Consider the following 26932-nt stretch of genomic DNA (forward strand, 5'->3'; position numbering starts at 1 on the left):
AGAGCTTATAACCATCTCGAAAAATTTTTATGAGTTACTTTGATCTGATTTCGTTCGGCCCAAGCTTTTAACTGTTTCATTATTTCATCTTCATCTTTTTGTGACAGAAAATTAAAGCATAATTTATAAGGAACAAATTTATTCACTTTAGGTCTAATCCCAACTACAGGACTAAAATATCCTTTTATATATATGTCATTAATCCGCTCTGCTTCTATTCCTAGATCTTCTATTAATATAGATTCCGGTTGAATCTGAATTTCAACAACTCTTCTGATCGTAAATATCCTGTAGACTAAAACAATTGCAACAATGAAACACAAAATAGCCTGACCATAAAGTAAACAAGAAAGCACTAAGTTGTCACTACTTGTATAGCGATAGTTTAGATTATAAATTTGAAATAATTGAATCCCCATTAGCAGACTGATATACACCAGAAGTGGTATTAACGACGGACGCCTCACTCTATAAACCTCTGTATTATCCATGTGCCCCTCCTTTTCTCACGTCCATATAGATTACCATATGTTATAAAAAATGGATATTGCACATTTCTTCACTTTACTGGAATCTCAATCACTTTATTGTATATCTTCAAATAGTGCATCCCTTCTATTAGTAGTGACTCAGGCTCTGCTTGTGTATCAAATAATAAAGTTCGTTCTTTCATTAGTTTGCCGTCCACTTGCTTTGTCTCTTTTTGATTAATCGTTGTTTTTAAAGATGTACTCTCGTTGTTCGTTTCTATAGACACACCATCCAGCATTACATCATCGTCAGAAGCGATTGTTATTTCGATGCCTTGAGAGGTTTTGGAGACATCTTTTAACCATAATTCTTTATCACCCAACATAAATGGCTTATCACTAAGGGAAGTCAGGGAATACTTTGCTTCCAGCTTTTGATATCCAGGAAACTCTTTAACGACTAGCTGCATGGAATGTAGCTCCTTAGGCAATGTGTCGAAGCGAATATCAAATGTTCTTCCACCTAATGAGGTTTGATTACCACTACCCAGGATCTCAACAGGTGTTCCATCGACAATTAATTGTATCCCATGTAATCCAAGCTTCACTCGATCAAAACTATCGACATCCAGCTTCCCTTTTACTACAGTCATCGTTGGTGTAGCTGTGATTGATTTGAAGGTAATCGTACCTTTGTCGACTTTAATCTTTTTATTGATCGATTGTTTAATCTGAGTTTCCATGGCCTCATTAGGGTTATAAGGGAACGTAACTGTTCCTTCGCTCATCTGGCCGTTCTCTACTAGCTGCTGCCAAAAGTGTAACGTTAGTTTTTTTGAAAATGGATTTACGCTGTCAAACGACATCTGACCTTTAATCTCCGTATGACCTTCATTGATTAATGATGTACCACTTACTACGTTAGAATCGGTTAAAAAACCACTTATTTTTGAGGGTCTAAAAGCGTCTACAGACATATCCTCTAGTCCATTTGGGTTAGTTAAGGTGTAATACATAATGAATTGATTGGCGTCCGCCATAATTCCGTTAATGGTAAGAGTTGTTCCGTCTAGTAACGTAGTTTTCTTGTTGATGTTTTGGCCCAACCCTTTTTCATTTAGCTGTTGTAAAGTTGTGCCATTAAGCAATTCATCAAAGCCAAAAAGCTGTTTTCCATAATAAGCAAAAGCATTGTAGTTTTGTCCAGAAATCACTGTCACCAATAAAACAACCGCAACAACCTTCCAAATCGGTGCTATTCTTTTCGTTCTTTTTGCGGGATCCGAATTCAAAGCCTTTCTTAATCTCATTTCTAATTCTTCAGGTGCGGTAATGGACGCTATGCGTGTCTTTTCATCAGCTAATTGTTGCTCGACGTTATTGTTCATCAACATCACCTCTGTACTGATTTTTGAGCGTTTGTAATCCATGGTAAATTCTTGATTTAACCGTTCCTATCGGAACCTTCGTAATGTCAGCTATCGTTTGATAATCGAGATCATGAAAATACTTTAATTGAATCGCTTCTCTCTGATGTTCATTTACTTGTAACAACAAGGTCTCCATATCCATTTGCTGCTCACTTCTGCGATAAGGATCATTACTACTCACTACTTGGCCTATTTCCCTATCGTCAACCTTACTCCAATCCTCTAACAGCACCAGCTTGCCGCGCTTATGAAGTAGTCGTTTACAGCCATTCACCAAAATCGTCTTACTCCAGCTATAAAATGCTTCCTCTTTCTTTAGTTGACCGATCTTTTCATAAAGTGTGACGATCATTTCCTCCATGGCATCCATGGCATCATGCGCATTCCCCATATAGCTGAACGCTAGCCTATAATAAACGTCTTTTTCAGACATGATTAAGTGGAGCAATGCTTCTTTATTCCCCTTTTTGGCTTTTTTCACCCAACGAGCAACATCCATGCCTTCACCTCTCTCCCCTATAAGAGTTAGGAGTAACTTAAAAAGTTCATTTCCCATAAAAATAACTTTTTTTATACTATGTATGGTTTCATTCACCTAAATGTAATATTAAGGAAAATAAGTCTCTTCTATACCCCAATCTAGTTGATTTTAAACACTTCAAGTAATAGAATGAACTAATCTAAAAGAAAAGGATGGGCATAAGAGATGCCGTTTAAAGAACCTCGTACACTCAGTAAAAGATCCCTATTATTTTTCTCTCTCATTATGCTAGTTAAAAGTTATTTTGCTTGGTATTTTCTCTTTGAAGACGGGCCTACGTGGACCACATGGCTTAAAGAAATCCCTTTTGTGCTTCTAGTCTTTTGCTTGATTGAATGGTTCGCAACGAAACGAAAAATTGCCATCTACATGCTGGTCAATGTGTTGATCACTACACTATTTTTCTCACTCATTGTATATCATAATCATTTTGGCATTATTGCTACTTCACAAGTATTAGATCAGGTCAAGCAAGTTGGAGCCGTTAAGAAAAGTATTTTCTCGGTCATGCGTCCGCAATATATGCTTATTTTTGTGGATATCATTGTCATTGGTTTGGTCATGTTGAGAAAACAGAAGGCACTTAATTGGAAAAAAGCCATGTCGCGTAAAAGTAACCGGAAAGCGGTTGCGATCTTATTCTGTGTTTCCATCGTCATTTGCGCAATGAATATTTTTCCTAACCGAGCCAGTATGAACGAAACCGTTAAAGCCGAGCAAATGGGCATTCTCAATTATGAAGCTTACTCTCTATTAGCCAATCAAGAAGAAGAACAAATCGACGTCGCTAAGATTACACAAGCAGCGATTAACGAGACCAAAGGAATTCAAGCAACCTCAAATCCGGTTCAATTTGGAGCCGCCAAAGGAAAGAACCTGGTCATTCTTCAGATGGAGTCTTTCCAGAACTTCTTAATCAATCTAAAGATTGATGGAGTAGAAATTACGCCGAATATGAATAAGCTTGCGGCTAGCAGTTATTACTTTCCGCGTTTCTACCAGCAGGTTGGACAAGGAAATACTTCTGACGCCGAATTCATTGTAAATACTTCTTTCTATGTTCCACCTGATGGTCCAGCCACTCAAATGTATGCGCCAAAAGAGCTTCCAAGCTTACCTAAGCTGCTTCAAGCGCAAGGTTATGATACGGCAACATTCCATACCAATGAAGTCGACTTTTGGAACCGTGGCGAGCTTTATACTGCCTTAGGATTTAATCGATATTACGATAAGGAATATTATGGTGAAGAGGACACGGTATTTTATGGAGCTTCTGATGAGGTGTTGTATGAGAAAACAGCTGCAGAGCTAGCAAGGATGGATCAGAAGGATCAGCCATTCTACTCCCATGTTATTTCGATGTCAGCGCATAATCCGTTCTCGATCCCTGAGGATAAATACAAAATGGCCCTTCCAGAACGATTCGAAGGAACATTAGTCGGGGATTATATTCGTGCTCAAAATTATGCTGACTATGCACTTGGACTTTTTATTGATGAGCTCAAACAAAATGGGGTATGGGATAACAGCTTGATTGCATTGTACGGAGATCACCGCGGACTTCCTATCTTCTCTCTAAAAGAGGGCGATCACGTCTTATTACAGGAAATCCTTGGTCATGAATATACGGAACGCGAATTAATTAATATTCCGTTGATCCTATCAGCGACGGGGATTACAACGCCAAGTGTAAAAGAACAGTTGGGCGGTCAAGTGGATATTTTGCCTACTGTATCTAATTTATTGGGTGTTTCTCTTGCGGATCATATTCATTTCGGACAAGATTTATTGAATCAATCAACTTATAACCTACTTCCTCAGCGCTATTATTTGCCAACAGGATCGTTCGTAAATAATGAAGAGCTCTTCCTATCTGGCAGTGGCTTCGAGGATGGTCAGCATTATACCTTATCTGGAGATGGTAACCACACGCAACAAACGACCGAGGATGAGTTCGATCGTGCTTTAGAGCTTCTCCATCTATCAGATAGTTATGTAACACAGTTACCGGATAGAGTAATTGAGGAAAAATAAGCTTATATATATCAAAAACACTGCACTCACCAAATCGGCGAATGCAGTGTTTTTCTATAGTCATTTACTTATTCTTTTACGACCAGTTTTAGAGGTGCGGCAATCAGTTTCTCAACCGTCTTGCCATCTAATACGTCTTTCGCTGCTTGAATCGCTAACTGCCCAATTAATGCAGGCTGCTGAGCAACGGTTCCTGTGAGTTTACCCGCCTCAATGGATTTAAGTGCATCTTCATTTCCATCAAAACCGATGACAGGAATATTCTTACCTGAACTCTGAATCGCTTCTATAGCACCAAGAGCCATTTCATCATTATGAGCGAAAACCGCTTGTACATCTGGATTTCCTTGGAGAAGGTTCTCCATAACGGTCAATCCTTTCGTACGGTCAAAATCAGCAGTTTGCTTCGCAATCACCTCAAGCTGCGTGTCGGCAATTTCATGGAATCCTTTCCCGCGTTCACGGGTAGCTGATGCTCCCGGTGATCCTTCTAGTTCTATAACCTTTGCACCTTTTCCAAGCTGCTCTACAATATATTCAGCTGCCATTGATCCACCTTTTACATTATCAGAGGCAACAAGGGCTTTAATGTCTCCCTTATCTGCAGAACGGTCCAAAGTAACGACTGGAATATCTAGACTGTTAGCTGTCTGAACAACCGTCGAGATCGCTGAAGAGTCTACTGGATTGATCAACAGCGCATTTACACCTTTTTGCATTAAATCTTCAACGTCATTACTTTGCTTGGCCGAATCATTCTGCGCATCGATAACGAGAACCTCCATACCAAGCTTCTTAGCTTCTGCCAAAACTCCATCTTTAACAGATACAAAGAACGGATTGTTCAAGGTAGAAATGGATAATCCAATCTTCATATTCCCTGGGCCCCCGCCGCTGTTCGGCTTTGCCCACTCTGGAGGCTCTAAGGAACAGCCCGTCATAAGAATCAAGAGTAAGGAAGTAAAAATTAATGTGAGCTTTTTCATATGGAATCCCCCTTATACGGCTTTCTTACGGTCTATGAGTACAGCAATCGCAATAACGATCCCTTTAACTACCATTTGGTAAAATGATGATACGCCGAGCAAGTTCAAGCCATTGTTCAGAATCCCGATAATAAGAGCACCAATTAATGTGCCTACGATACGTCCACGGCCACCTGTTAAGCTCGTCCCCCCTAATACTACTGCCGCGATCGCATCCAACTCATAGGATGTACCTGCTGTTGGTTGCGCTGAGTTCAATCTAGAGGTCAAGATGGCACCAGCCAATGCTGATAACATACCGGTTAAGGAATAGATCATTATTTTGATGCGGTCTACTTTGATCCCTGAAATAATGGAAGCTTTCTCATTACCCCCAATAGCATACGTTTTACGGCCAAATGGCGTTTTATGCAGTACAATCCACAACACAGCGAATACGATAATCATCGTGATAGCAGGTACAGGTATTCCTAGTAAATATCCACGACCAAACAATTGGAACGTCATGCTGTCACCAAGACCTGTGATCGGATTACCGTCCGTGTATACAAGCGTTAATCCGCGGAAAATAGTCATGGTCGCCAGTGTAGCAATAAACGGCGCCATTCTACCTTTCGTAATCATCAGTCCGTTGACCATCCCCATCAGTCCACCCGCTAAACAACCCACAACAATAGCTAAGATTGGATCCCAGCCTGACAACATCAAGTTGGCTGTGAAGGCACTGGATAAAGCTAGAATAGACCCTACTGATAAATCGATACCACCCGTTAGAATAACAAAAGTCATCCCAAAAGCGATAAGCGCATTAATTGCGACTTGTCTAAGCAAGTTCAGTATATTAAGGGGTTCCATAAAGCTTGGGTTCAGCACGGTTACGATAATAATTAGAATGATTAGCCCTAGTAATGGCCCTAATTTCTGCGTGATTTGCCCAATTTGGAAACCTTTCTTTACACTCTCATCTTTGATAGTAGTCATTACTATTGCCCCCCTGTAGCTAACGTCATGATTTTTTCTTGCGTAGCTTCCTGTTGTGAAAGTTCTCCACTGATTTCCCCTTCATGAACAACTACGATGCGGTCACTCATCCCTAAGACTTCAGGAAGTTCTGAGGATACCATAATAATGGCGACACCACGTTCAGTTAATTCGTTCATAAGCTGATAAATTTCCCGTTTTGCCCCAACATCGACGCCGCGTGTAGGCTCATCAAGGATAAGAACACTGAGGCCAATACCAATCCATTTGGCGATAACTACTTTCTGTTGATTACCCCCAGATAAATTCCGGACCAAAGTGGATGATGATTGTGTCTTAATGTGTAGCCGTTTAATAAGCATGTCCACGAATTCTTGTTCCTTCTTAGCATTGATTACACCTTTAGGGGCAAAGTCGTATAAATTCGTCAGTACCATATTATCTCGAATAGAGAAATCTAGGATTAACCCCTCATCTTTGCGGTCTTCTGTAACAAAGCCGATTCCAGCTTGCATAGCGTCATTGGGATTCCGAATGGTAATCTTCTGTCCCTTCACCCAAATCTCACCTTGGTCTAATGATTCTAATCCGAATAAGGTTCTCATCATCTCTGTACGTCCAGATCCCATTAATCCAGAGAATCCTATGATTTCGCCAGCTCGCACAGAGAAATTAGCATTTTTAAATTGCCCTTTCTTTGAAGCATTCTTAACTTCAAGAACCACTTCTCCGGGTTTAGAAGTACGCTCAGGGAACCGGTCCGTTAATTCACGACCTACCATCTTCCGAACTACATCGTCAAAATTAGTTTCAGGAATGGGCTTCGTGTCTACGGTTTTCCCGTCTCGCATAACGGTGATTCGATCACATATCGTAAAAATCTCTTCCATCCGATGCGAAATATAGACGATAGAGACGCCTTCTTTCTTTAACGAGGCAATGACTTCAAATAGTTTCTGTATTTCTCTCTCGGTTAATGCAGCGGTAGGTTCGTCCATAACAATAACTTTCGCATGAGTCATAAGCGCTTTAGCGATCTCAATCATCTGTTTTTCACCTACTGAACATTCCCCCGCCTCTTGGTTCAAAGGAATGGTCACAGAGAGCTTAGCAAACTGTTCATTTGCTAACGCTTTCATCTCTTTCCTATTTAACAGGCCGAATTTGGATGTTCGTTCCTTGCCAATGAATAGATTATCCAGAACCGTCATATCTGGCCATACATTCAGCTCCTGATGGATAAATGCGATTCCATATTGTTCTGCCTCTTTGGGATTCGTAAAGTATTTCTCCTGATCATCTATACGAATGGTGCCTTGGTCACGTTGGTGCAGACCGATCAGAATATTCATCAGCGTAGACTTACCTGCGCCATTCTCACCCATCAGGGCATGAACTTCACCATCCTTAAGTTCAAAATCCACACCGGTCAATACACGGTTAGCGCCAAAAGACTTATGAATATCTTTCATCGTAATGTGCATACACTTAGAACCCCCTTTTTATCCAAAATAGACCCCAGCTTGTAGAATACAGTTTGCATACGGCTTAGCTTCACCCGTGCGAATAATAACCTTAGCCTGCATCGTCAGCTGCTTAAATTGCTCATGTGAATATGCTTCTATCGGTATTTCCTTAAATTTATTATTCAAGTATTGAGAGGTGACTTTATTATCAGTCTCTAATTCCTCTGCAACGATCACCTTTTCGATGACCATATCCTCCGAAATGATATCAACGATATCTTGGAAGCTAGGAACCCCTAGTTTAACCGCCAAATCAATCTTCGGAACACCTGGTGGAACTGGAAGCCCCACATCTGCGATGACAATTATATCAGTGTGGCCTAAGTCAGTAAGCACTTTGGAAATATGACTGTTTAATATCCCTTGTTTCTTCATAACTAAAGATTCGCCTCCACTTCTGCTCTTGTCGGCATGCCACCTTGTGCACCAAATTTAGTAACGGATAAGGAAGCCGCTCGATTGGCAAACTTTACACTATCCAGAATGGAGCTGCCTTCAGCTAAAGCAACTGCAAATGCCGCATTAAAAGTATCTCCAGCACCTGTCGTATCTATAGCGTTAACTTTGTAAGTAGGAACCAGAACTTCTTGTTCTCCATCGTAAAATCGTACGCCATTGCTTCCCTCTGTGATAAACAGCTTGTTTGGATATTTCCGTAAGGCATCTGTAGTACTCATCCCAGGGAATAAAATCGTACATTCATGTTCATTAGGTGTCAGATAGGCGGCATTTTCTATAATCGCGTCACTAATGGGACGCGCAGGTGCCGGATTAAGCAGCATAGGGATATTAAATTTATGACAAAGTTCGCTTACAAAAGACACCGTTTCTTCGGGTATTTCTTGTTGGATTAGCACCATATCAGATCCTTTAATAGCATCAAGTGCTCGCTCAACCAAAGCAGGAGTAACTGAATCATTAGCTCCTTTTACAACGATAATACTATTATCACCTTCTGCTAAAATGATGTGAGCAGTACCGCTTTTGGTATGTGTAACCGGTTCCACATTGGTGGTAAGAACCCGATTTCTCTTAAGATTCTCCATGATCTCCGTACCATAGAAATCTTCACCTACACAACCAACCATCATAACTTCTGCCCCTAAACGCGAAGCAGCTACGGCCTGATTCGCTCCCTTGCCTCCTGGAACGGTAGCGAAGCTCTCTCCAAGAACAGTTTCTCCTGCGTGAGGTCGCTTAGATGAGGTTACCACCAAATCCATTGAACAACTTCCAATTACACAAATCTTAGCCATGTCCATCAACCTTTCTTATGTTGTCATCTATTCTTTACTTCTTGTTGTTTCCCGCTCCACAAAGCTGACGGGTAATTGAATGATTTTATCTTCTACTTTATCTTGCTCAATTAACTTAATAAGTAAACCAGCCGCTTCACGGCCCATGTCATGTGCAGGCTGACGGATAGTGGATAACGAAGGAGACAACAGGCTGCTAAGTGGGATATCATCGAATCCAATGATTTGGAGATCCTGTGGCACTCTTTTACCTAAGCGATGTGCTTCATGAATAACTGCTGTCGCCACGATATCATTACTTGCAATTACGCCGTCTGTGTCTATATATTTATCAAATAACTCTACAGCCCATTGTTCCGCTTCCGTGTGGGAGAAAGATGAAGTCTGGATTACTTGATAAGTGATTCCCATTTCATCAAGTACTTCAATCGCACCTTGAAATCGATCCTGCGCCGGTTTAATATGTGCCGGTCCTTGCATGACTGTAATCTTGGTGCTTCCCCGTGCAATGATTTCTTGAGCAGCAAGGCGTCCGCCTTTTCTGCCATCTGCATATACGGAAGGACTGTCATTAGAAGTACGGTCAAGAAATACAACCGGAATTTTTAAATTAGAATAAATATCTTTCTCAGGAAAATTAGTGGATGAGATCATGCCAATGACATTATTTTGGATAAAGGTTTGAATATAATCCAATTCCTTTTCCTCGTTCTCATCACTATTACCAAAGATTATCCGATAACCATGCTCCTGCATCTGATCTTCTATCCCACGTGCTAATTGCGGGAAGAATGGGTTCGTAATGTCAGGTAATAGAAGTCCGATTAATTTGGATTTCCGTTTATACAAAGACCTTGCAACCTCATTAGGGGTATAATTCATTTCTTTGATTGCTGCCTCAACCTTTTTTCGAGTATCGATATTCACATAACCAGAATCATTTAACACCCTAGAAACGGTTGCCACCGATACTCCAGCTATTTTAGCAACATCTTTAATCGTCATCATCATTCATTTCATCCCCCAATGTGTAACCGGTTACATGTATTACATTAACTAGGTTATCATAAAACCGTTTTCATTACAAATTTTTTTTCGTTCCAATATATAACAAAGGATATCGATTGAACTCGCTATCCTTTGTGAGGCTAATAAACCAGTTCACAATCATGGTGTTCCCAGACATCAAATAAATTACCATCCAGATCTTCAAATACAAAAAACTTCCCATACTCACCTTCATCGCTAATGTTTCCGACTTTCACATCTTCAGAACTCAAATTGTTATGAAGTGATACGACAAATGTTTCACAAACCGAGCTGCAGATTTCTCCAAGTCTTTAACTGGGATCACATTATATGCAATACCTAAAATTCTTCCAACCTCCATCGAATACCTCCTTGACCTTAGACTTTTGTCTACTAAAGATCTCTAAAGTCTTTTATCAGCAAATCGATTTAATAGTTTGATTGTATTAAAATGCATCCCTTCATGGTAAAGCGTGAAATTTATGAATTCTCCGATTGTATTTAAAGTTAATCCACTACCCGTTGTAAGAGGGGTTACTTGCTCACTTAAGCGATTGTGCATAGCTTCCTGAATACGTTTGGGTTGCTCCGAAAGCATCTCAATTAACACTTCAAGTGTTGGTGGTTTCTCGCTCCACTCTGCAGGTTTAGTACCTTTTGCAAATAATCGTTCAAAGCTTTCCGGCAATTGCATAAGCTCCCTAGCGGAATGAAAAGCGAACTTCTCTTGCACCAAATAAATATGTCCCAAGTTCCATCTAACGTTGTTATTAAAGCCCTGTGGAATGATATCTAGTAGTTCCTCGGAAAGTTCTTCAACTGCACGAACAGTAACACTACGTACAAATTCAATTTGTTTGAACACGATTGGCTCCATCATGGCCCCTCCTATTTTTTATCCATAGTTTACCATGCACGACAACCGAATCCTAGCAGTTAGTACGAATTGTAAAATATTCCTTTACAAAAGAAAATGAATGGTTTATTTTAACATTAAGTCATCATTAAATATTAGTCGTATCATCCCAACATTTAAATTCTATAACGAGAAATATCGGAGGTTATGATGGAAGATAACATGAAAGACACCTTACTTTCGAACATAAAATTTGCGTACAACGAAGCTTTGGAATTCATTGTTTCTATGGGAATGATTGCTTGTGAAGAGCAGTTGCTTAAGGCAGCTGAGGATTACAAACTTGAAATGGACCCACAAGCGTTGTCTTATCATAAAGATGCACGAGCACGGTTGTCACCTCACTCCTACCGAGAACTTCAGTTTTTTTTCCAGTACAACTTTTTTCATAAAGCACTCGATTTTGCTTTCTATGAATCCATTTGCACTTGTCCAGAACCACAAACAGCTGAAGCATGGATAAATCGACTGGAAAAGAGTCCTGCAGAAAAAGTAGTCGCTGAAATGGTATATGGTGTGTATTACGATAAATTAGATGAGTTGCTAGAAGAAAACGATTGGGAAATCGTCAAGAAGGATACCCGCTTAATGGCTGAGCTTGTGGCAAGAACAAAACCGCAGCTGGATGTGATTGAAGCGCAGGGGCCATTACTAGAGTGCCTTGCTTATCCCGAAGAAACTAAGCTACGTTATATGCAGCTCTTAAACCAGTTCTACAAGGATGTCTTTTCACTTTGGAAAGAGGAGTTAAGAAGGGAGTCTGAACAAGCCTCTCAGCGTTATGAAGGTTTGTTCCTAGCGAATCCTGAAAGATTCATTCGTGATATCAACAAAAATGAACCTGCAGTTTATGATGTTCCCACTACTTTTCATGTCAGCTTTTTCTCACAAGTTGGGAATCATGTTCTCTTCTTTTACGCAGGAAGTTCTCGTATCGCTTGGGTTATATTCGGCATTTTTAATGATCATGTATTCGGACCAGCTGCTGATCGAGAGAAAACTGAACTTTTTTTAAAAGCATTCTCGGATAAACGACGTTTAGACTTCTTGCTGCTCTTAAGGAATCGCCCTCACTATGGACAAGAAATTGCATCAGCACTTGGCATAACGCCCGCGGCAGTAACTTATCATGCCAACTTCCTATTTTTTTTAGACCTTATCGAACTAAAAAGAACCGATCATCGATTATATTACCATCTTCGAATGGATAAATTGAGAGAATTACTTGCCGTCACCACAAAAGTCATGCTCGATGAGGAACCTCCTATCTTTTAAGTGAACCACAGCAAATTAAAACCATAGTGGGGAGGGTCTAAATTGAATGGATCTACAAACATAGAAGCAGACTCGATCAAAAAATCCAAAGTAGTTTCTAACACTTTTATGCGTTTACTGAAACTTGGAAAACCCTATTTAGGCTGGTACCTCATATTATGTCTCTTAGCTGCCGTCGTTTCCCTTGCAACAGTTGGGATAGCCGAATCTTTACGACGTATAATCAACGCTGCTACGAATCAGAACATGTCCTTTTTGATGTCTGGTGCTATCTTTGCTCTAATAATCGTTATTGTAGATGCTTTAGCCAGCTTCTTATTGACTTACTTATCAGGTGTGCTTGAATTCAAGTCGACCTCCAAGCTTCAGGTATCACTGCTAGCTAGATTATTAAACGTACAGATGAAAGATTTGGATCGTTATCATTCTGCTGATCTCATTAGTCGTATCAATGATTCTGCCCCAGCTGCTCAGCAAGGTATCAATCAGAAGACCATTGAACTATTCAGTAATCTGATGCAAATTACATTTCTCCTAACTTATCTGCTCTCACTCCAATATGTCTTAACGCTCGGAACTATATTGATTTGCTCGCTTGTTCCACTTGTGATGATTCCCTTCACTTCCCGCCTACGTTCCATGCACGAGCAAAGACAGCAAATTGAAACCGCTCAACAAATGTTTATTCAAGATACGGTACAGGGTGCTGAGGTTGTGCGTGCCTTCTCCCTTGTACCTAAGCTGCATAATCAATTCACACAACGTGTTAGGCAATATTTCAACATTCATTTACCTGTCACACGCTTAGAAGCTGTGGGCTATAATATGCCCTTTGCCGTTATTCTTAGTGGATTGCTATATGTTCTCTCCTACGGCGGATATCTAGTTATCCAAGGGAGATTGGATGTGGGAGCAGTGGCGGCATTTCTGATTTGTTTCGAGCAAATTACAAACCCTGTATCAAAGCTGGCTAATCTATGGACAGAATTACAAGCCTCGCTGGCGCAAGGTAAACGATTGTTTGAAGTCATTGATTTACCAGAAGAAGACGCAAGCCGTGAATGTAATCAGGAAGATTCTCATAAAGAAATGCCGATGAATAACAACCAAGCAATTAGTGGCTTGTACCCTATCACCTTTGAGAATGTAGGTTTTCATTATGGTAATCATCAAGTATTAACTAACGTTAATCTAACCATAGAACCAGGTAAAGTAACTGCGTTTGCCGGTCCTAGTGGCAGTGGAAAAAGCACCCTCCTTCAATTAATACTCGCAACCTATGAACCTAATGAAGGGGTCATCCAATCTGGTAAGTTGCCGTTAAGCAGCATTCCCCCTCGGTCTTGGCGTAATCATTTGGCTTATGTTTCTCAAGAGCCTTATCTGTTCACTGGAACTCTATATGAAAATATTGCATGGGGAAGACCTGACGCAACCTATGAAGAAATTATTAAAGCAGCAAAAAGTGCGGGGATACATGAATTTATTATGAGAACCCCCCTTCAATATCAGACTTCCATTGGGGAACGGGGCCATACCTTATCTGGCGGTGAAAGGCAGCGGCTATCTATTGCCAGAGCGTTTGTCCGAGCGCCTAAGCTTCTCCTTCTTGATGAACCCACAGCTGCACTTGATAGCCATAATGAGGAGATTGTCGGCCAGGCCCTGCAAGAACTCATGCATGATCGTACAACGGTTGTTATCGCGCATAGACTATCTACCATCAGAGATGCAGATCACATTTATTATATGGAGGCGGGTTCTATTGTTGAAGCTGGGACTCATCTGGAGTTAATGACTTTACAAGGACAGTATTACAATATGGTTGAGACCTCAATGAAGAAGGCTGATATTTCTACTCTGGTCAGGGAGGTAGAGATATGAATGAGATGGAATCCAAGAATCTAAAATTGGGGTATGCTCTGCGTAGATTAATCTCTTACGCTAGCCCTTATCGAATTGGATTTATTGTGGCTGTACTCCTGCTCTCTGCTAAACTCGTAATGGACATAGGATTTGCAGCCATTCAGCAAGTATTTATTGATACGATCAACAACGCCAATATGGATGCATTAACACGTATAACTGTAATCTGTGCCATTGCTTGTGTCATCATTATCTGCTGTCTTATGGTGCAGCATTACTTCCGCTTTGTTATGCAAAGTCGGATGGCTTGGGATATTCGTGCGAAGCTGTTTGATAAAAGTCACCGACTTCCATTCCGTTACCTTCAGTCCATGCATTCAGGTGATTTGACTTCTCGTAACACTAAGGATGCAGGGATGGCCATGGGGATGATAAACAGCATCGTATACGATCTAGGCTATAATCTACTTCTCTGTTTCATTTCCTTTCTATATTTGGCTAAAATGGATGTCTGGATCGCCCTGTTAGCTCTTGGATCGGGTCCCCTTGTTTTTCTTTCCGGACGTTTCTTTGATCGCAGATTACGAAAATTATCTACTCAAATATATGCAAAAGAGGCGGAATTACGAGGAATCTTACAAGAAACGCTTCAAGGAATGAAGGTCGTAAGAGCCTTTTCGCTTGAAGAAACTCTCTTAAATAAATATGCGTTAGAACGTGAGCAGTTAAGAAGAATGCAGCTGCGAAAATCGCTTCTAAATGGTCTCTTATGGCAATCTTCTGCCTTTATCAACAATCTCGTAATGGTGACATGCGCCGCTTTAATTGCGTTATCAGCTCTAAGTGGCGGAACATCAGCAGGTGAAGTACTCGCTTTTATTATTTTGATGGGTAGGGTTCAATGGCCTTTTGTCCATATGTCTCAAACATGGGGAGGTGTCCAGGAGGCTTTAGGTGCAGCTGACCGCGTATTCGCTATACTTGATGCACCTGATGAAGGAGCTACTCATCCTTTGCCAGAATCCAGCTCATCAACATTCGCTTCCGTAGAGGTAGCTGCATTACAAATAGAGGATGTCCACTACAACTATTCGGGTAAAACGGATAATGAAGCCTCCCTATTTACAGGGCTTAATATTCATATACAACATGGAGAAACTATCGCGGTTGTCGGGCCAAGCGGGTCAGGGAAGACGACGCTCGTTCGATTATGTAATGGACTTTATGAGCCTACTGCAGGAAGCATCACGGTTTATGGAAAGTCTGTACATGATCAGCTTGAAGAAGCACGTGCAATGATTACCTATGTTCCCCAAACCCCTTATTTGTTCTCAGGAACTATACGAGACAATATCGCCTTCAGTTCTAGTACAGCTAGCGAAGAGGATATTCGAGAAGCCGCTCGGCTCGCAGGTGCAGAAGAGTTTATTACGAAGATGCCCCATGGTTATGACACTATCCTAGGTGAACATGGATCGACTTTATCTGGTGGACAAAGACAACGCATAGCCATTGCCAGAGCTTTTCTTCGTGATGCTCCACTCCTTCTTCTAGATGAAGCAACTTCCGCACTCGATAACGAATCTGAGCGAATGATTCAGCAATCTCTTGATTTGTTAATGAAGAATCGAACCACATTGGTTATTGCACACAGACTATCCACCATACGTGAAGCATCTAGAATTATCGTGTTAAATCAGGGTTCGATTGTTGAGGAAGGTACACATGAGTCTTTATTAGAAATGAATGGGCTATACTCACAATTATATAACATTCAATTTAAATCTTCTGAAGCAGAAGACATTAGTGCACCTGAGTTGCTTCAATTACATTCCAATCTTTGATCTCAGTTCAATGCATACATCGTAATTCATAAGTTATTTTAATTAAGGTGTATGCGTTGGAACCGAGTATAAATTATCCGCTTCTTTTAATTGTTTCATGACGAGCTTAATAAATGACTGGATATAGCTTTCTTGAAGCTCTTTCTTTCTGTGGCTCATCCATATCGAATGCTTTGAGATTACATTTTCCACTTCGACCTTGGCTAACATACCCTGATCAAGATAAGGCTTTGCTAACAACGCAGATACAAAACTAATCCCATAACCGGCAATCACGGCTTGAATAACCTCATTTACTCCATTAAATTGCAGTTCGATCTTCGGTTGTTGTACCTTTCTTTCTTCACATAATTGTACAATTCTCTCTCTGGCTGCACTACCTTCCTCCCTCATAATAAATGCCTCAGCCATCACTTCCTCAAAGCTAACCTCCTGCTTGGCTAAAGAATGATTTGAAGAAACTACGAACACATACTCGTCCTTGTACAACTCACGATGTTCGAACACCCCTGTATGATGAGAAGGAAACGCCATATCACTATAAATCGCCACATCTGCTTCAAAGTTATTTAATTGTTCCATGACTTCATGAGAATTAGCAGTAAAGATCTGAATTTTAACCTCCGGAAAAGATTGTTTGTATAATGATGCCCACCGGGGGATGAGTATGCTTGTGGCCAGGTAATTACCTGCAATCCGAATATGGCCCGCAGGAAATTTATGATAATCCTCAATAATCTGCTGTACCTGTTCACCCATAGCAAATAACTTTTCAAGTGGTTCGATCAGTTTTCTCCCAATCGGTGTTAGCACCATTCTCTTTCCTATGACCTCTAATAATACGATATTATTCTCCCGTTCAAATTTGCGGATCTGCGCTGATATAGCGGGTTGACTGATGTGCAAACGTTCGGAGGCTTTGGTCACACTCCCTGTTATTGCAACATAATAAAACAATTTTAATACATGATAGTTCATCCTGATTTCTTCCTAACTATATAAAATAAAATCATTGTTTAACGGACCTTCGGCTTTCTTATTATAACTATACATTATGAATATTAACTATTATATATTGTTTATTTATAATTATTTATCTTATACTTACAACTATTCAAAAGGGAGGTTTCGTTAATGAAAGAGACAGTATTATTTCTAACCCGTCACGGGCAGACCGAATGGAATTTGCAGAAAAGAATGCAAGGACATCAAAATTCAGCGTTAACAACCTTGGGTGAACAGCAAGCGGAATGGTTGAGAGAACGTTTGGAAGGTGAGAATTTAGGAGCCATTTATTCTAGTACTAGTCCAAGAGCATTGCATACTGCGCAGATTTTACGAGGAAATCGGAGTTTACCGATTCAACAGCAAGCTTCATTAATGGAAATTAACATGGGCATTTGGGAAGGAATGAACACAGATCAGATTGAACAAGAATATCCATTACAGTACACCCATTTTTTCACCAGACCTGATCTTTTTATTCCTCTAGCCCCAGGTGAGACCTATAGTCAGCTTGAACAAAGAGTAACGCCGACTATTGAGCGTATCATTAACGATAATGAAGGACATGAGGTACTTATTGTCACGCATCGGATGACCCTGAAAGTCATTATGGCTCATTTTCTCAATAAATCATTGCAGGAATTAGGGGAACTACCGGATATTCTCTCTACAGCATTGTGTAAAGTAACCCTAACTGACAACAATACAACTATCGATCTGTACGGCGATACTTCACATTATCAATGAATCCTTCTCAAAAATAAAAAAGGAAACTCCGATTTAAATGGGGTTCCCTTTTTAGACTTCAATTTTAAATTTCCACACTTTTGATTGTAAAGCTGCGGACCTTCATCCATTTTCCTGAAATAAATTCGTCAATTGTTTTCGTCTTCGGTCTAACACAAAAACGATGCTTGCTCCCTTTATCAAAACCAACCGCTTCAAAAATCAGGCCGTCACCTATTTGCTCCTTAAAGAACACTTGCTTAAGTCCCAATCTATTTAACATTTCAAGCTTTACACTTTCGATATATGTGCGTGAATACTCCTTAGACATATGTGTTCCTCCTAGTAGTGGTAGTAATATTATAAGTTCAATATTAAGAAAATCAACTGAAGATCACATAATCACAAAAAGAAAAAAGCCAACCCATAGTCTATGGATTGGCTTCTACTGTATAAGTTGATTACGAAATTATTTAACTTCTGTTGTTCCAGTCACTTTTCCATCAATAACAGCTGATGTTTTCAGATCTTCGCTTGCGAAATAGAGGTTACCATCAATAGTGGCGGTTTCAGGCAGAGTAAAGCCTTTCGCTTCTACATAAACATCGCCTTTAATCGTTCCGCCTTCAACTTTCAAATTCTCACTTTGTACTGTAAACTTTGGTACGGTTAGTGTATAAGTAGCAGTGATCTTGTGATCAGCATCTTGCGAATAAAGGGCAATCTTACGGTAGATGTCGCCATCTGCGGCTCCTTTATTACGGAATTCTCCAGCTACAACAACCTCATCAGAAATCGTTACATCATTTAGAATCGCAACAATCCAGTTTCCATCTTTGCTAACAGCCTTAGTAAACGCATCTGCTTGATTCACGATCGAAGCTGTAGTGACAGCATCTGTCTGCTCAGCAGCCGGAGCTGAAGTTGCCGCCGAATTGTTTGCTTTATCCTCATTTGCTCCACAACCTGCCAATACTGCTACCGAAACCCCAGCCACTAAAATCATTTTAAATAGTCTCATTTTCGATTCCCCCTAATTTTGATTATGAATTAATTATATATTAAAATCCTTAATAATTAAGTGAATAATTTCACAAATTTGTGTCAATATCTAAAGCGGTTTCACAGCGCGCTCTCTTCCCGACTAAGATTCGTTCCCATGAGTCACACCTCTTCTCGCTGACTGATTTAGCTTCTTATATCTATTTACCCAAATTATAAAAATGAACACAAGCATCATTTGCTTCTTGGTATAAAGTCAATCGTTGACTCTTTTCAAGTGTTAATGATAATATTTGGAAATAAATATCTCAGCAAGGGAGAAGTTTACTGGTGAAAAAGACTACAATGAAAGACATCGCGCTACAAGCTAATGTCTCCGTTGCGACTGTAAGCTATGTTCTGAACCGCGTCGATAACCAAACCATTCCTGAGAAGACCCGCAATCAAATTCTGTCACTTGCCGAAGAACTTCATTACATTCCTAATCTAGCAGCCCGTTCGCTTGCCAATAAAAAAACGGGATTAGTAGGGGTACTTGTCCATAATTCTGCTTATATGCCACCTTGGAAACTCTATGCCCAATTCACCTTTATTCGTGCTTTGGAACAGCGTTTAACGGATGCCGGATATCATACGCTGCTATATTCTCTTGGTACTGACCATCCTTCTCTGAATATCATCGTTGAAAGAAAGCTCGAAGCCGTCTTTCTGATCGATGTGCACGATGAATCCTTCTATTCGATTTCCAAACATTTTGTAGAAGGTATCCCCTTGATTTTGATCGACAGCATGATTGAAGATAAGCTGTTTAAGCAAGTTCTTTACAATTATCGTTCAGCTCTACGGAAGGTAATGCCGGAGGATCTTTCACAGGTTTGTTTAATTATGGAGAGCTTCAATAACTCCCTGCTCACTAACTTTATCCAAGATAGTCTTCCTTTACCTGAGAAAGCAATATTCAAAGTTCAAAATATGGAAGAATTGAATACAATCTTATCGGAGGGGATCTACAAAGAGGCCATAGTTATTAATGAGTTTATCGGAAGTTGTGTTGAAAAATCCGGGGTATTCGCACGTCTTTCTGTTCTATGTACCTGTAATTGCCCAGAAATGCTTGGAGAAGACGTTCAGAAATTCATATTCACTGGGGATAAATCAGCCACTGCTTTTGAACTAATGCAGGAGTTGTTACATCGTCCTGACTACTCCAAACAAGAGAATAATCGTTATTTTGTTGATTAATTTTTTTTCGATATTCACTTAAGCGTTTAAGTCGAGAGGAGAGTTACCCATGACAGATCCTGTATTAGCAAAACATGCATCCACCACCGCTCAATCCTATCCAACCCTTTGGGGAAACCGGAGATTTATGCTGCTACTCAGCTCCTATTCCATTTCTTTGTTTGGAAATACCTTTCACAGCATTGCTTTAAGTTTATGGGTACTTCAGACGACCGGAAGCGCTAAAATGATTGCCATTATTACGATAATCAATCTATTGCTCAGTTCTTTACTCGGATCGATAGGAGGCACACTCGCAGACAGGATCAATCGCAGAACCATTATGTTAATCACTGATTTGATAAGCTGCGGTCTAGCAGTTACGCTTGCTCTGACCATTTCCATGTCTTCTACATCATTCATTATCGTGGCCATATTAACGGGACTTACGACAGTCTCAGCATTATTCCAATCCCCTGCGTATCAAGCTTCAATTACCACTGTAGTTGGAAAAGAACATGTGCAAAAAGCAGTCGGGATTCTGAACCTGTCGGAGAACATCTGTAGGACGATTGGGTATTCGGCTGGAGGTATTTTTGTAGCAAGTTTTGGAGCGGCAGATGCCATATTATTTGATGGAGCTACATTTTTCGTTTCCTTTCTACTAGTTCTTGCTGTCCGCTCCCTTCCACTCCCAAACCGAGTGAATACCGGACCTAAAGAAGAAAGAAAATTCACACAGGATCTTGCGGATGGCGTTCGTTATATTTGGAGATACCCCTTCGCCCGAGCAATAATCATCATGCTTCCTACGCTCACTTTGTTCTTTATGCCTTCACTGATGCTAACGCAAGTTATGGCCGTCAAAGTATGGAATTCTAGTCCCTTTCAGTTTGGACTCATGGAAGCCTGCATTCCTCTAGGTTATATGATTGGTTCCAGCATGATCTTGTTTCTCGGCTCCAAATTAAAGAATCGCGGCTTCTTTATCATGACTGGACTGCTGTGTCTGGGTCCCCTGTACCTCCTGTTATCGTTCGTCACTACTGCTAACTTAGCCATTCCCATCATTCTTCTAATTGGCTTTATGTTCTCATTCTGTACATTGCTGATAAATACAATCCTCAGACTGGAAGTTTCGGAGGATATACAAGGTAGAGTCTTCGGTGTACTTGGCTCCATTATGAGTGTAGCACCCTCAATTGGTCTTACAGCTGTTTCATTCCTGTCCGATCACTTCAGTCCAGCCCCTGTCATGGGTTCCATCGGAGTCCTGATACTACTGTTTGCTTTATTAACCTTGTCCAAGTTAAAGGTGATTCGTAATTATAAGTAATTTTAGAACATATCTTATGACCGTTATCGCCCGTTTCTCCTAATAACGCGCCTATTATGAAGCTCGATCAGTAATTGAACAACTATAATGATCAATAAGAAGATTCCCACGACACCTGTTAAAAATGGATAAATTAGAGGAAAAAATACACTTGGATAACTTTTAGTAATATCCGAATAGTAGCCCATACCCATAAGTGATGTACCCGAGAACTCGATAAGCTTCACCCCTAGATGATTGTCACTTCTTTGAGCATAACTCAGCACCTTTTCTTCTATACTGCCATCATGTGAGATCGTGATTATTTTCCATTTTCTCTTTTCCATCGGCTGACTATCATCTGTAAGTCTTTGGACTATATTAATTTCTTTCTCGCCAGTCTTTCGATCCGTAACAGTAAGGATATCTATCCATGAGAAATATCTGCTTCCTCGTTCCCGATTAGACAACCATATTTCATCAGGAGTTGAGATTTTTTGACCATTTAATAAAAACTGAACTTTCACAATATCTCCAGGCGGGACACTCTCCTCTTCATCCCAAAGTGTCAATTCTGCTTTCCTGCCTGTATTTTCTTCTTGGATCTTAATATGCTTATCATCAACCGTTAGTTCTTGAACGTTTAACGTGTTATACCCTTTCTCAGCATGGTTGATCTCATAACGCTGATTGATTTGATCTGAAATCATATACTCACGGATATAGTTGAACAATGGGCTGAAAGAAATCGCTAGCAAGAAAAATGAAATCACCGATAAATAAATTATTTTTTTCATAATGAATCCTTGTGAGCGATCGTCAGCTTGAAATTTTGTCTTGAGCCACCTTCGAGGCCATTTGGAACCCCATCCTGCAAAGGAAAGAAACCAAACTTCTGATAAAATCTTCTAGCAGGTTGACCCTCTGGATGATCCTCACCAAATGTAGTAACGAATATCTCTGCTGGGGTTTCGATACTTTCGAGAATATTGTTAAGAAGCGCTGTCGCAACTCCTTTATTTCTCTCTATGGCTGAAACAGATAACCAACCAATCTTGTAATTAGGGGCATTGGATGAAGAGAATAACACAGCTCCAAGTAATCTTAAACCTGGCGAACCATTGTTTTCTCGTACACAAAAAGCGCTTTGTCGACTGATATTTTTTTCTAACGCTAGAGTGAAATTCGGATCATCTACCATCGGCCCAAAAAGGGACTCCACCTCTGCCGCCAGCTCCAGCCATCCTCTTATATCCTCCATAGTAGCGTTTACTACATTCATATATAAGTTCTCCTTTAGTAATCTTGGTTACACCATTCGATACACTGAGGAATAAAGTGATCATAGTCATTTAAAGCAGTGATTGTATTTATTACTTCACGGGTTCCAAGTTCTCGCTCTGTATCATCCGTGCTCTCTATTCCAAGTGACCGTCTGATATTATAAGCTAACCATTCTAGCTTCCCATGAAAACCATAGTTGAGCACATCGGACCAGTTAGCATAAATCTCGCCGCCATGATCGCGGTATGCATTAATAAGCGTACAGAAAGCATCTTTGCTTACACTTCCCGATTCAAAGCCTGACCAATAAAGGGCTACATCTATTAGCTCTTGGGTTGGATGGATAGGTCCTGCTGCTTCCCAGTCAATAATAATGGGTATCTGATGCTCATCCCATAGTACATTTTTTTGATCTAAATCCCGATGGCTGATAACCATATGATTCAATAATTGTTCCGCTGAAGAATCTACAAGTTCTTCCCAATGATTTATTTGATTCAGGTTATCTAATAGCAAGCTAGACCATTCCAAACCATCCTGTTTTGCTGTTAGTGCATATTCATTCCAACGAACAGTTGATGTATTTACTGCCTCAAGATTTTCATTAGGATGATGATCAAGAAGTGTAGCGAAATCGATCTTATGAATTTTAGCAAGGTTTTCGCCAATCTTTTTACAACACTCTATATTAATACCTCCTGATGGCAATGCCTTACCTTCGACCCATGGAAATAATAAATAGAATTGACCCTCGAATTCATGCATAAAACTATCTTTGGACACGATAGCTGGTACTGTATTTATCCCATTTTGATAAGCCATATTTGCAACCTTTTCAGAAAGAGTATAGTTGTTCATGGCTGTATCCCGATACATAATTTGAGGATTTAGAGCTTTCACTGCATAGAGCGCTTTGTCCGTTTGTAGACGATACATTCTGTGTAGAAGACCACCTGTTACCTGTTCTGGTTCATTTTTCAAATGACCTAACTTGTATTTTGCACATAGCATTTCGAAATTTAAGTTATAATTCAGATTTCCCATGTTATATATCCCTTTCCTATCAATCAGAATCCCAACTTCAATAACCAAGCCGACAACTTCTCTTCCCGCTCTTTTAAGTCCCCATTTATGCGATTGAATTTACCAAGCCATTGCTCAGAAACTATGCTGCCATCCAGCATATACAGGACACGTTCTGCCTGAGCAGCGACTTTCGCATCATGTGTAGCCAGTAGAATCGTTGTACCCGTCTGATTAATATCTATTAATATCTCCATAATTTCACTAGCAGCTTTAGAGTTCAATGCACCAGTTGGTTCATCACCAAATAGAATATCAGGCTCATTGATGATTGACCTGCAGATCGCTGCTCTTTGCAGTTGTCCACCCGACACTTGTGTAATATCACGCTCAGCGAGTGCGGAGATTCCGGTTTTTTTCATTAACTCAGCGGCTCTGTTATTGATGGTTCTACGACTAACGATTTTAGCTCGATAAGCGGATAAGATGATATTGTCCCGAATAGTCAGGTTTTTTAAAAGATGCATCTGCTGAAAAATAAATCCCATTTGATTTAAACGCAGTTCAGCTAATTCACTCTCAGAAAGACCACTGATGTCCTGCCCTTTAAAAACAACACTTCCTGAAGTCATCCGGTCCATGCCGCTGATCGTATAGAGCAATGTTGATTTCCCTGAGCCAGAAGGCCCCATTATAGCTACGAATTCTCCCTTTGATACCTGTAGATGAACATCTTTTAATACCGTCTACGGGGTTCCTTGCCCGGTTACAAAGGTTTTATTTAAACCCTTCGTCTCTAATATGAACATACTACCACCTCACCCTCATTCGACAATCAGTTTAGATAAATTGGATTTCTTCATCGATATCGTGCTTACTACGGTTGTGAGTGCTACAATGAGCATGAAAAAAAGAGGGAGAACAAGATAAGCTATTACCGGATTAACTACAAACTGTATTTGGGATGCTCCCATAAAGGATCCGAGTAATTGAGTGAATTTTTGACCGATGGTATTAGCTGCAAAGGTTCCGAGAATGATTCCAAGACCAGAAACCAGTAGTAGCCTTACCTGATATTGCTTTCGAATATCTTCTAACGTAAAGCCAATGCTTCTCAAAATTGCAATTTGCGAGACGTCCTTCGCTAGCAGCATTTTTAGAAATAAAGCTGTAATCAATACTGAAATTGATATCGAGATAGCAATGGATAAGCCAGTGACCAGCTTTAATTGGCGAATCGTATTCCCGAGCGTCTGAGATAAATAGCTTTCTAGATGAGTAACTTTGGCTGGATAAAATAACTTTGCATATTGATCCATTTTCTCCTGAACGGAAACATTCGGATTCACATCTAAAGCTACGATATACCATAGCACGGACTTCGGGTTATAAGGTAATCGGGCTTTTGCAGTTCGACCACCGTTCGTTATATCTTGGTAGATCCCGCTAACCGTCAATTTTTTCGAAGTGCCATCTACCTCCAAAAGAACGCTATCCCCTACCCTTTTGTTCCATTCCTTGGCATTCAGATCAGAAAGGGCAATCTCATCCCCACTTTCAGGGATTCCTCCGTTAATATAGGTGAGCGGAAAAATAGAGAAATCTCCTGTTTCAACATTGATGTTCTCCCATACGCCATCGCTGCCTAGCACTTTAAATCGAGAAGTAACTAATGGTGAGAATTTAGCTATTTCGGAGTCCTTATTTAGCGTCGTTATCAGTTCATTAAATCGCTTCTCTATTTGATCAGATGGCTGCAAATCTATTCTCATGTCACTCTGACCTACACCCATATAACAAATAAACCGAGGAGACTGAAGGGTATTCAATATATTTACTGGTACAAGAATGATAAACAGACAGATCACAAATACGAAGAATAGCAATCCAAACATGGTGAAGCGTCCATAAACATCCTTTAGGCCAAGAAAAACATTCACATTTATATGCCTGCGCTTACTCAGCACTACTCTACTTTTATTGCCTTTCAACTCTCCCACAGTCCCTGACCTTAAAGCGTCTACTACTGTTATACGATTAAACCTTCTAAGAATAACTCTGCAAAAGAACACAATCATCCCGAAGATCAAACCGACCGCTAAGACTGGAACAATAGGCTGAAGGATCGTTTTCGGAGCAGTCCCCAAATACAATGTGATATTCGCTGTAAACAATCGCACCACACCCAAAGATAATATATATCCTAGCAGTGAAGCGCATGCTGCCATCACCATATATTTTGCCAAATAGATCCTTCTAATATCTCGCTGTGAGATCCCAATTGCCTTCATGACGCCAATCTCTCTATAATCCTCCTCTAAAGTCGCGATCATCGTGAACCTTAAACATAGGACGGCAATAATCATAAGAAGGATACTTACCAAAATAATGACAACTGCAATAATCCCATCTGTCAGCGCATTCAGCGTCTTAAACAAAGGATAGTCTATCATTGGTCCTTTAGCGGGCATATCTGAGGATTGATAGATATTCCGGAACTCGCTAAGTCTACTTAATTCGGTGATTTGAAATTCAATTAAGTACTCAACTTCTCCATGGTTCTTCTTAAGTACATTATAATCCGTGTCATTTACGACAAAGCGCTTAGAGCTAACAATAGCTGGATTCATTTGGATGTCTCGAACAAAATCCGTAACCATAAATTTTTGATCTAACTGTCCATTGGAAAGGGTAACCTGATCACCAATGTTCAGATCATTCTGCTTCATATAATAAATAGGAACTGCGATTTCTCCTTCAGCTACCCTAATCACTTGATTCTCTAAGTTCAGCAGCAAATCAAATGATGGGTTCTGCTTAACAAAACCTATATCCATTACGCTGTTCTCTTCCGACTTATTGCTGTTTCCTAAGACAATTTGCGAGCCATCTATCCTTAGCATTTCTACAGTTTGTTGATTCTTAACAAGTGGATTTGTAGAGGCGAATTTTTGAATACCTGCGTTATCTATTGGACCAGAATGCATTTGAACAAAATGGGGAGCCTTTGATTTATCCAGCAAATGACTTAAAGAACCGGACAATTCCATAATGACTTGAGAAGCACAAGCAGCAAGTAACGCCGATAACATCATAAAAATAAATAAGACGATCGTTATGATTTTATTTCTTTGAAAATCTTTTTTCACAATTTGTAGCAGCATTGACGATCTCTCCCCTGCGTCTCATTCATCCTCCCTGC

The 26932-nt window shown here is 40.2% G+C and carries 24 protein-coding genes and 1 pseudogene; 7 read left to right on the forward strand and 18 right to left on the reverse strand.

Annotation, left to right across the window (positions count from 1 at the left end):
- Positions 1-5: 5 nt before the first annotated feature.
- From NYE25_RS10380 to NYE25_RS10390, 3 genes are all read right to left on the reverse strand, one after another.
- Complete coding sequence (locus NYE25_RS10380) at positions 6-491, reverse strand: hypothetical protein (protein WP_076120707.1); 486 nt, start codon at positions 489-491, stop codon at positions 6-8.
- A 68-nt stretch (positions 492-559) separates the two neighbouring features.
- Positions 560-1858 (reverse strand): DUF4179 domain-containing protein, encoded by a 1299-nt coding sequence (locus tag NYE25_RS10385; RefSeq protein ID WP_341060150.1) that lies wholly within the window; start codon positions 1856-1858, stop codon positions 560-562.
- The gene (locus NYE25_RS10390; protein ID WP_076300553.1) at positions 1848-2399 is read right to left on the reverse strand and encodes a sigma-70 family RNA polymerase sigma factor; all 552 of its coding nucleotides are present in this window, start codon (positions 2397-2399) and stop codon (positions 1848-1850) included. Before NYE25_RS10390 ends, NYE25_RS10385 begins: the two co-directional genes overlap by 11 nt.
- Positions 2400-2606: 207 nt before the next feature.
- On the opposite strand from NYE25_RS10390, the gene NYE25_RS10395 reads away from it, so the two are divergent.
- Positions 2607-4475 (forward strand): LTA synthase family protein, encoded by a 1869-nt coding sequence (locus NYE25_RS10395; protein WP_341060149.1) that lies wholly within the window; start codon positions 2607-2609, stop codon positions 4473-4475.
- Positions 4476-4543: 68 nt separating this feature from the next.
- Here NYE25_RS10395 and rbsB read toward each other — a convergent pair whose 3' ends face one another.
- From rbsB to NYE25_RS10430, 7 genes are all read right to left on the reverse strand, one after another.
- Complete coding sequence (gene rbsB / locus NYE25_RS10400; RefSeq protein WP_076286607.1) at positions 4544-5461, reverse strand: ribose ABC transporter substrate-binding protein RbsB; 918 nt, start codon at positions 5459-5461, stop codon at positions 4544-4546.
- 12 nt (positions 5462-5473) lie between these two features.
- The gene (locus NYE25_RS10405) at positions 5474-6442 is read right to left on the reverse strand and encodes an ABC transporter permease subunit (protein ID WP_042189841.1); all 969 of its coding nucleotides are present in this window, start codon (positions 6440-6442) and stop codon (positions 5474-5476) included.
- A gap of 2 nt (positions 6443-6444) precedes the next feature.
- Positions 6445-7926 carry a sugar ABC transporter ATP-binding protein gene (locus NYE25_RS10410; protein ID WP_076286606.1) on the reverse strand — a complete coding sequence of 494 codons (1482 nt, stop codon included), beginning with the start codon at positions 7924-7926 and terminating at the stop codon, positions 6445-6447.
- A gap of 18 nt (positions 7927-7944) precedes the next feature.
- Positions 7945-8343 (reverse strand): D-ribose pyranase, encoded by a 399-nt coding sequence (gene rbsD / locus NYE25_RS10415; RefSeq protein WP_076300503.1) that lies wholly within the window; start codon positions 8341-8343, stop codon positions 7945-7947.
- Positions 8344-8345: 2 nt separating this feature from the next.
- Positions 8346-9224, reverse strand: a complete 879-nt coding sequence (gene rbsK / locus NYE25_RS10420; RefSeq protein ID WP_076286604.1) for a ribokinase — start codon at positions 9222-9224, stop codon at positions 8346-8348.
- Positions 9225-9251: 27 nt separating this feature from the next.
- The gene (locus tag NYE25_RS10425; RefSeq protein ID WP_076300554.1) at positions 9252-10232 is read right to left on the reverse strand and encodes a LacI family DNA-binding transcriptional regulator; all 981 of its coding nucleotides are present in this window, start codon (positions 10230-10232) and stop codon (positions 9252-9254) included.
- A gap of 424 nt (positions 10233-10656) precedes the next feature.
- On the reverse strand, positions 10657-11133 hold the full coding sequence (locus NYE25_RS10430; RefSeq protein WP_305953493.1) for a DinB family protein: 477 nt from the start codon (positions 11131-11133) through the stop codon (positions 10657-10659).
- A 183-nt stretch (positions 11134-11316) separates the two neighbouring features.
- Between NYE25_RS10430 and NYE25_RS10435 the strand changes: the two genes are divergently transcribed.
- From NYE25_RS10435 to NYE25_RS10445, 3 genes are read left to right on the forward strand one after another with little or no spacing between them, the layout of a single operon-like run.
- Positions 11317-12444, forward strand: coding sequence for a helix-turn-helix domain-containing protein (locus NYE25_RS10435; RefSeq protein ID WP_341145865.1), 1128 nt, complete (start codon positions 11317-11319; stop codon positions 12442-12444).
- Positions 12445-12486: 42 nt separating this feature from the next.
- The gene (locus tag NYE25_RS10440) at positions 12487-14328 is read left to right on the forward strand and encodes an ABC transporter ATP-binding protein (RefSeq protein ID WP_341145866.1); all 1842 of its coding nucleotides are present in this window, start codon (positions 12487-12489) and stop codon (positions 14326-14328) included.
- Positions 14325-16154: an ABC transporter ATP-binding protein gene (locus tag NYE25_RS10445; RefSeq protein ID WP_341060145.1), complete on the forward strand. Its 1830-nt coding sequence runs from the start codon at positions 14325-14327 to the stop codon at positions 16152-16154. The genes NYE25_RS10440 and NYE25_RS10445 overlap by 4 nt, the downstream gene beginning before the upstream one ends.
- A 42-nt stretch (positions 16155-16196) precedes the next feature.
- On the opposite strand, the gene NYE25_RS10450 is transcribed toward NYE25_RS10445, so the two are convergent.
- Positions 16197-17132 carry a LysR family transcriptional regulator gene (locus NYE25_RS10450; protein ID WP_341145867.1) on the reverse strand — a complete coding sequence of 312 codons (936 nt, stop codon included), beginning with the start codon at positions 17130-17132 and terminating at the stop codon, positions 16197-16199.
- A gap of 156 nt (positions 17133-17288) precedes the next feature.
- Between NYE25_RS10450 and NYE25_RS10455 the strand changes: the two genes are divergently transcribed.
- Entirely contained in the window at positions 17289-17906 is a 618-nt protein-coding gene (locus NYE25_RS10455) for a histidine phosphatase family protein (protein WP_042189861.1), read from the forward strand.
- A 64-nt stretch (positions 17907-17970) separates the two neighbouring features.
- Here the strand turns inward: NYE25_RS10455 and NYE25_RS10460 are convergent, their stop codons facing one another.
- Both NYE25_RS10460 and NYE25_RS10465 read right to left on the reverse strand, forming a co-directional pair.
- Entirely contained in the window at positions 17971-18216 is a 246-nt protein-coding gene (locus NYE25_RS10460; protein WP_042189863.1) for a hypothetical protein, read from the reverse strand.
- 138 nt (positions 18217-18354) lie between these two features.
- Entirely contained in the window at positions 18355-18906 is a 552-nt protein-coding gene (locus NYE25_RS10465; protein ID WP_076286598.1) for a polymer-forming cytoskeletal protein, read from the reverse strand.
- 311 nt (positions 18907-19217) lie between these two features.
- On the opposite strand from NYE25_RS10465, the gene NYE25_RS10470 reads away from it, so the two are divergent.
- Both NYE25_RS10470 and NYE25_RS10475 read left to right on the forward strand, forming a co-directional pair.
- Complete coding sequence (locus tag NYE25_RS10470) at positions 19218-20129, forward strand: LacI family DNA-binding transcriptional regulator (protein ID WP_076286597.1); 912 nt, start codon at positions 19218-19220, stop codon at positions 20127-20129.
- 49 nt (positions 20130-20178) lie between these two features.
- Positions 20179-21444 carry an MFS transporter gene (locus tag NYE25_RS10475; protein WP_341145868.1) on the forward strand — a complete coding sequence of 422 codons (1266 nt, stop codon included), beginning with the start codon at positions 20179-20181 and terminating at the stop codon, positions 21442-21444.
- A 23-nt stretch (positions 21445-21467) separates the two neighbouring features.
- Here NYE25_RS10475 and NYE25_RS10480 read toward each other — a convergent pair whose 3' ends face one another.
- The 5 genes and pseudogenes from NYE25_RS10480 to NYE25_RS10500 form a co-directional block, all read right to left on the reverse strand.
- Complete coding sequence (locus NYE25_RS10480; protein ID WP_341128736.1) at positions 21468-22220, reverse strand: hypothetical protein; 753 nt, start codon at positions 22218-22220, stop codon at positions 21468-21470.
- Entirely contained in the window at positions 22217-22705 is a 489-nt protein-coding gene (locus NYE25_RS10485; protein WP_341145869.1) for a GNAT family N-acetyltransferase, read from the reverse strand. Before NYE25_RS10485 ends, NYE25_RS10480 begins: the two co-directional genes overlap by 4 nt.
- A 14-nt stretch (positions 22706-22719) precedes the next feature.
- On the reverse strand, positions 22720-23751 hold the full coding sequence (locus tag NYE25_RS10490) for a phosphotransferase enzyme family protein (RefSeq protein WP_341145870.1): 1032 nt from the start codon (positions 23749-23751) through the stop codon (positions 22720-22722).
- 23 nt (positions 23752-23774) lie between these two features.
- Positions 23775-24539: pseudogene (locus NYE25_RS10495) on the reverse strand (ABC transporter ATP-binding protein).
- Positions 24540-24554: 15 nt separating this feature from the next.
- Positions 24555-26894 (reverse strand): ABC transporter permease, encoded by a 2340-nt coding sequence (locus tag NYE25_RS10500; protein WP_341145871.1) that lies wholly within the window; start codon positions 26892-26894, stop codon positions 24555-24557.
- Between the last annotated feature and the right edge of the window lie 38 nt (positions 26895-26932).

Source organism: Paenibacillus sp. FSL E2-8871 (assembly GCF_038000345.1).
Classification (GTDB): Bacteria; Bacillota; Bacilli; order Paenibacillales; family Paenibacillaceae; genus Paenibacillus_AQ.

Coding starts and splice junctions, on each gene's coding strand:
- NYE25_RS10380 (WP_076120707.1), bottom strand. CDS start 491: ATGGATAATACAGAGGTTTATAGAGTGAGGCGTCCGTCGTTAATACCA.
- NYE25_RS10385 (WP_341060150.1), bottom strand. CDS start 1,858: ATGAACAATAACGTCGAGCAACAATTAGCTGATGAAAAGACACGCATA.
- NYE25_RS10390 (WP_076300553.1), bottom strand. CDS start 2,399: ATGGATGTTGCTCGTTGGGTGAAAAAAGCCAAAAAGGGGAATAAAGAA.
- NYE25_RS10395 (WP_341060149.1), top strand. CDS start 2,607: ATGCCGTTTAAAGAACCTCGTACACTCAGTAAAAGATCCCTATTATTT.
- rbsB (WP_076286607.1), bottom strand. CDS start 5,461: ATGAAAAAGCTCACATTAATTTTTACTTCCTTACTCTTGATTCTTATG.
- NYE25_RS10405 (WP_042189841.1), bottom strand. CDS start 6,442: ATGACTACTATCAAAGATGAGAGTGTAAAGAAAGGTTTCCAAATTGGG.
- NYE25_RS10410 (WP_076286606.1), bottom strand. CDS start 7,926: ATGCACATTACGATGAAAGATATTCATAAGTCTTTTGGCGCTAACCGT.
- rbsD (WP_076300503.1), bottom strand. CDS start 8,343: ATGAAGAAACAAGGGATATTAAACAGTCATATTTCCAAAGTGCTTACT.
- rbsK (WP_076286604.1), bottom strand. CDS start 9,224: ATGGCTAAGATTTGTGTAATTGGAAGTTGTTCAATGGATTTGGTGGTA.
- NYE25_RS10425 (WP_076300554.1), bottom strand. CDS start 10,232: ATGATGACGATTAAAGATGTTGCTAAAATAGCTGGAGTATCGGTGGCA.
- NYE25_RS10430 (WP_305953493.1), bottom strand. CDS start 11,133: ATGATGGAGCCAATCGTGTTCAAACAAATTGAATTTGTACGTAGTGTT.
- NYE25_RS10435 (WP_341145865.1), top strand. CDS start 11,317: ATGATGGAAGATAACATGAAAGACACCTTACTTTCGAACATAAAATTT.
- NYE25_RS10445 (WP_341060145.1), top strand. CDS start 14,325: ATGAATGAGATGGAATCCAAGAATCTAAAATTGGGGTATGCTCTGCGT.
- NYE25_RS10450 (WP_341145867.1), bottom strand. CDS start 17,132: ATGAACTATCATGTATTAAAATTGTTTTATTATGTTGCAATAACAGGG.
- NYE25_RS10455 (WP_042189861.1), top strand. CDS start 17,289: ATGAAAGAGACAGTATTATTTCTAACCCGTCACGGGCAGACCGAATGG.
- NYE25_RS10460 (WP_042189863.1), bottom strand. CDS start 18,216: ATGTCTAAGGAGTATTCACGCACATATATCGAAAGTGTAAAGCTTGAA.
- NYE25_RS10465 (WP_076286598.1), bottom strand. CDS start 18,906: ATGAGACTATTTAAAATGATTTTAGTGGCTGGGGTTTCGGTAGCAGTA.
- NYE25_RS10475 (WP_341145868.1), top strand. CDS start 20,179: ATGACAGATCCTGTATTAGCAAAACATGCATCCACCACCGCTCAATCC.
- NYE25_RS10480 (WP_341128736.1), bottom strand. CDS start 22,220: ATGAAAAAAATAATTTATTTATCGGTGATTTCATTTTTCTTGCTAGCG.
- NYE25_RS10485 (WP_341145869.1), bottom strand. CDS start 22,705: ATGAATGTAGTAAACGCTACTATGGAGGATATAAGAGGATGGCTGGAG.
- NYE25_RS10490 (WP_341145870.1), bottom strand. CDS start 23,751: ATGGGAAATCTGAATTATAACTTAAATTTCGAAATGCTATGTGCAAAA.
- NYE25_RS10500 (WP_341145871.1), bottom strand. CDS start 26,894: ATGCTGCTACAAATTGTGAAAAAAGATTTTCAAAGAAATAAAATCATA.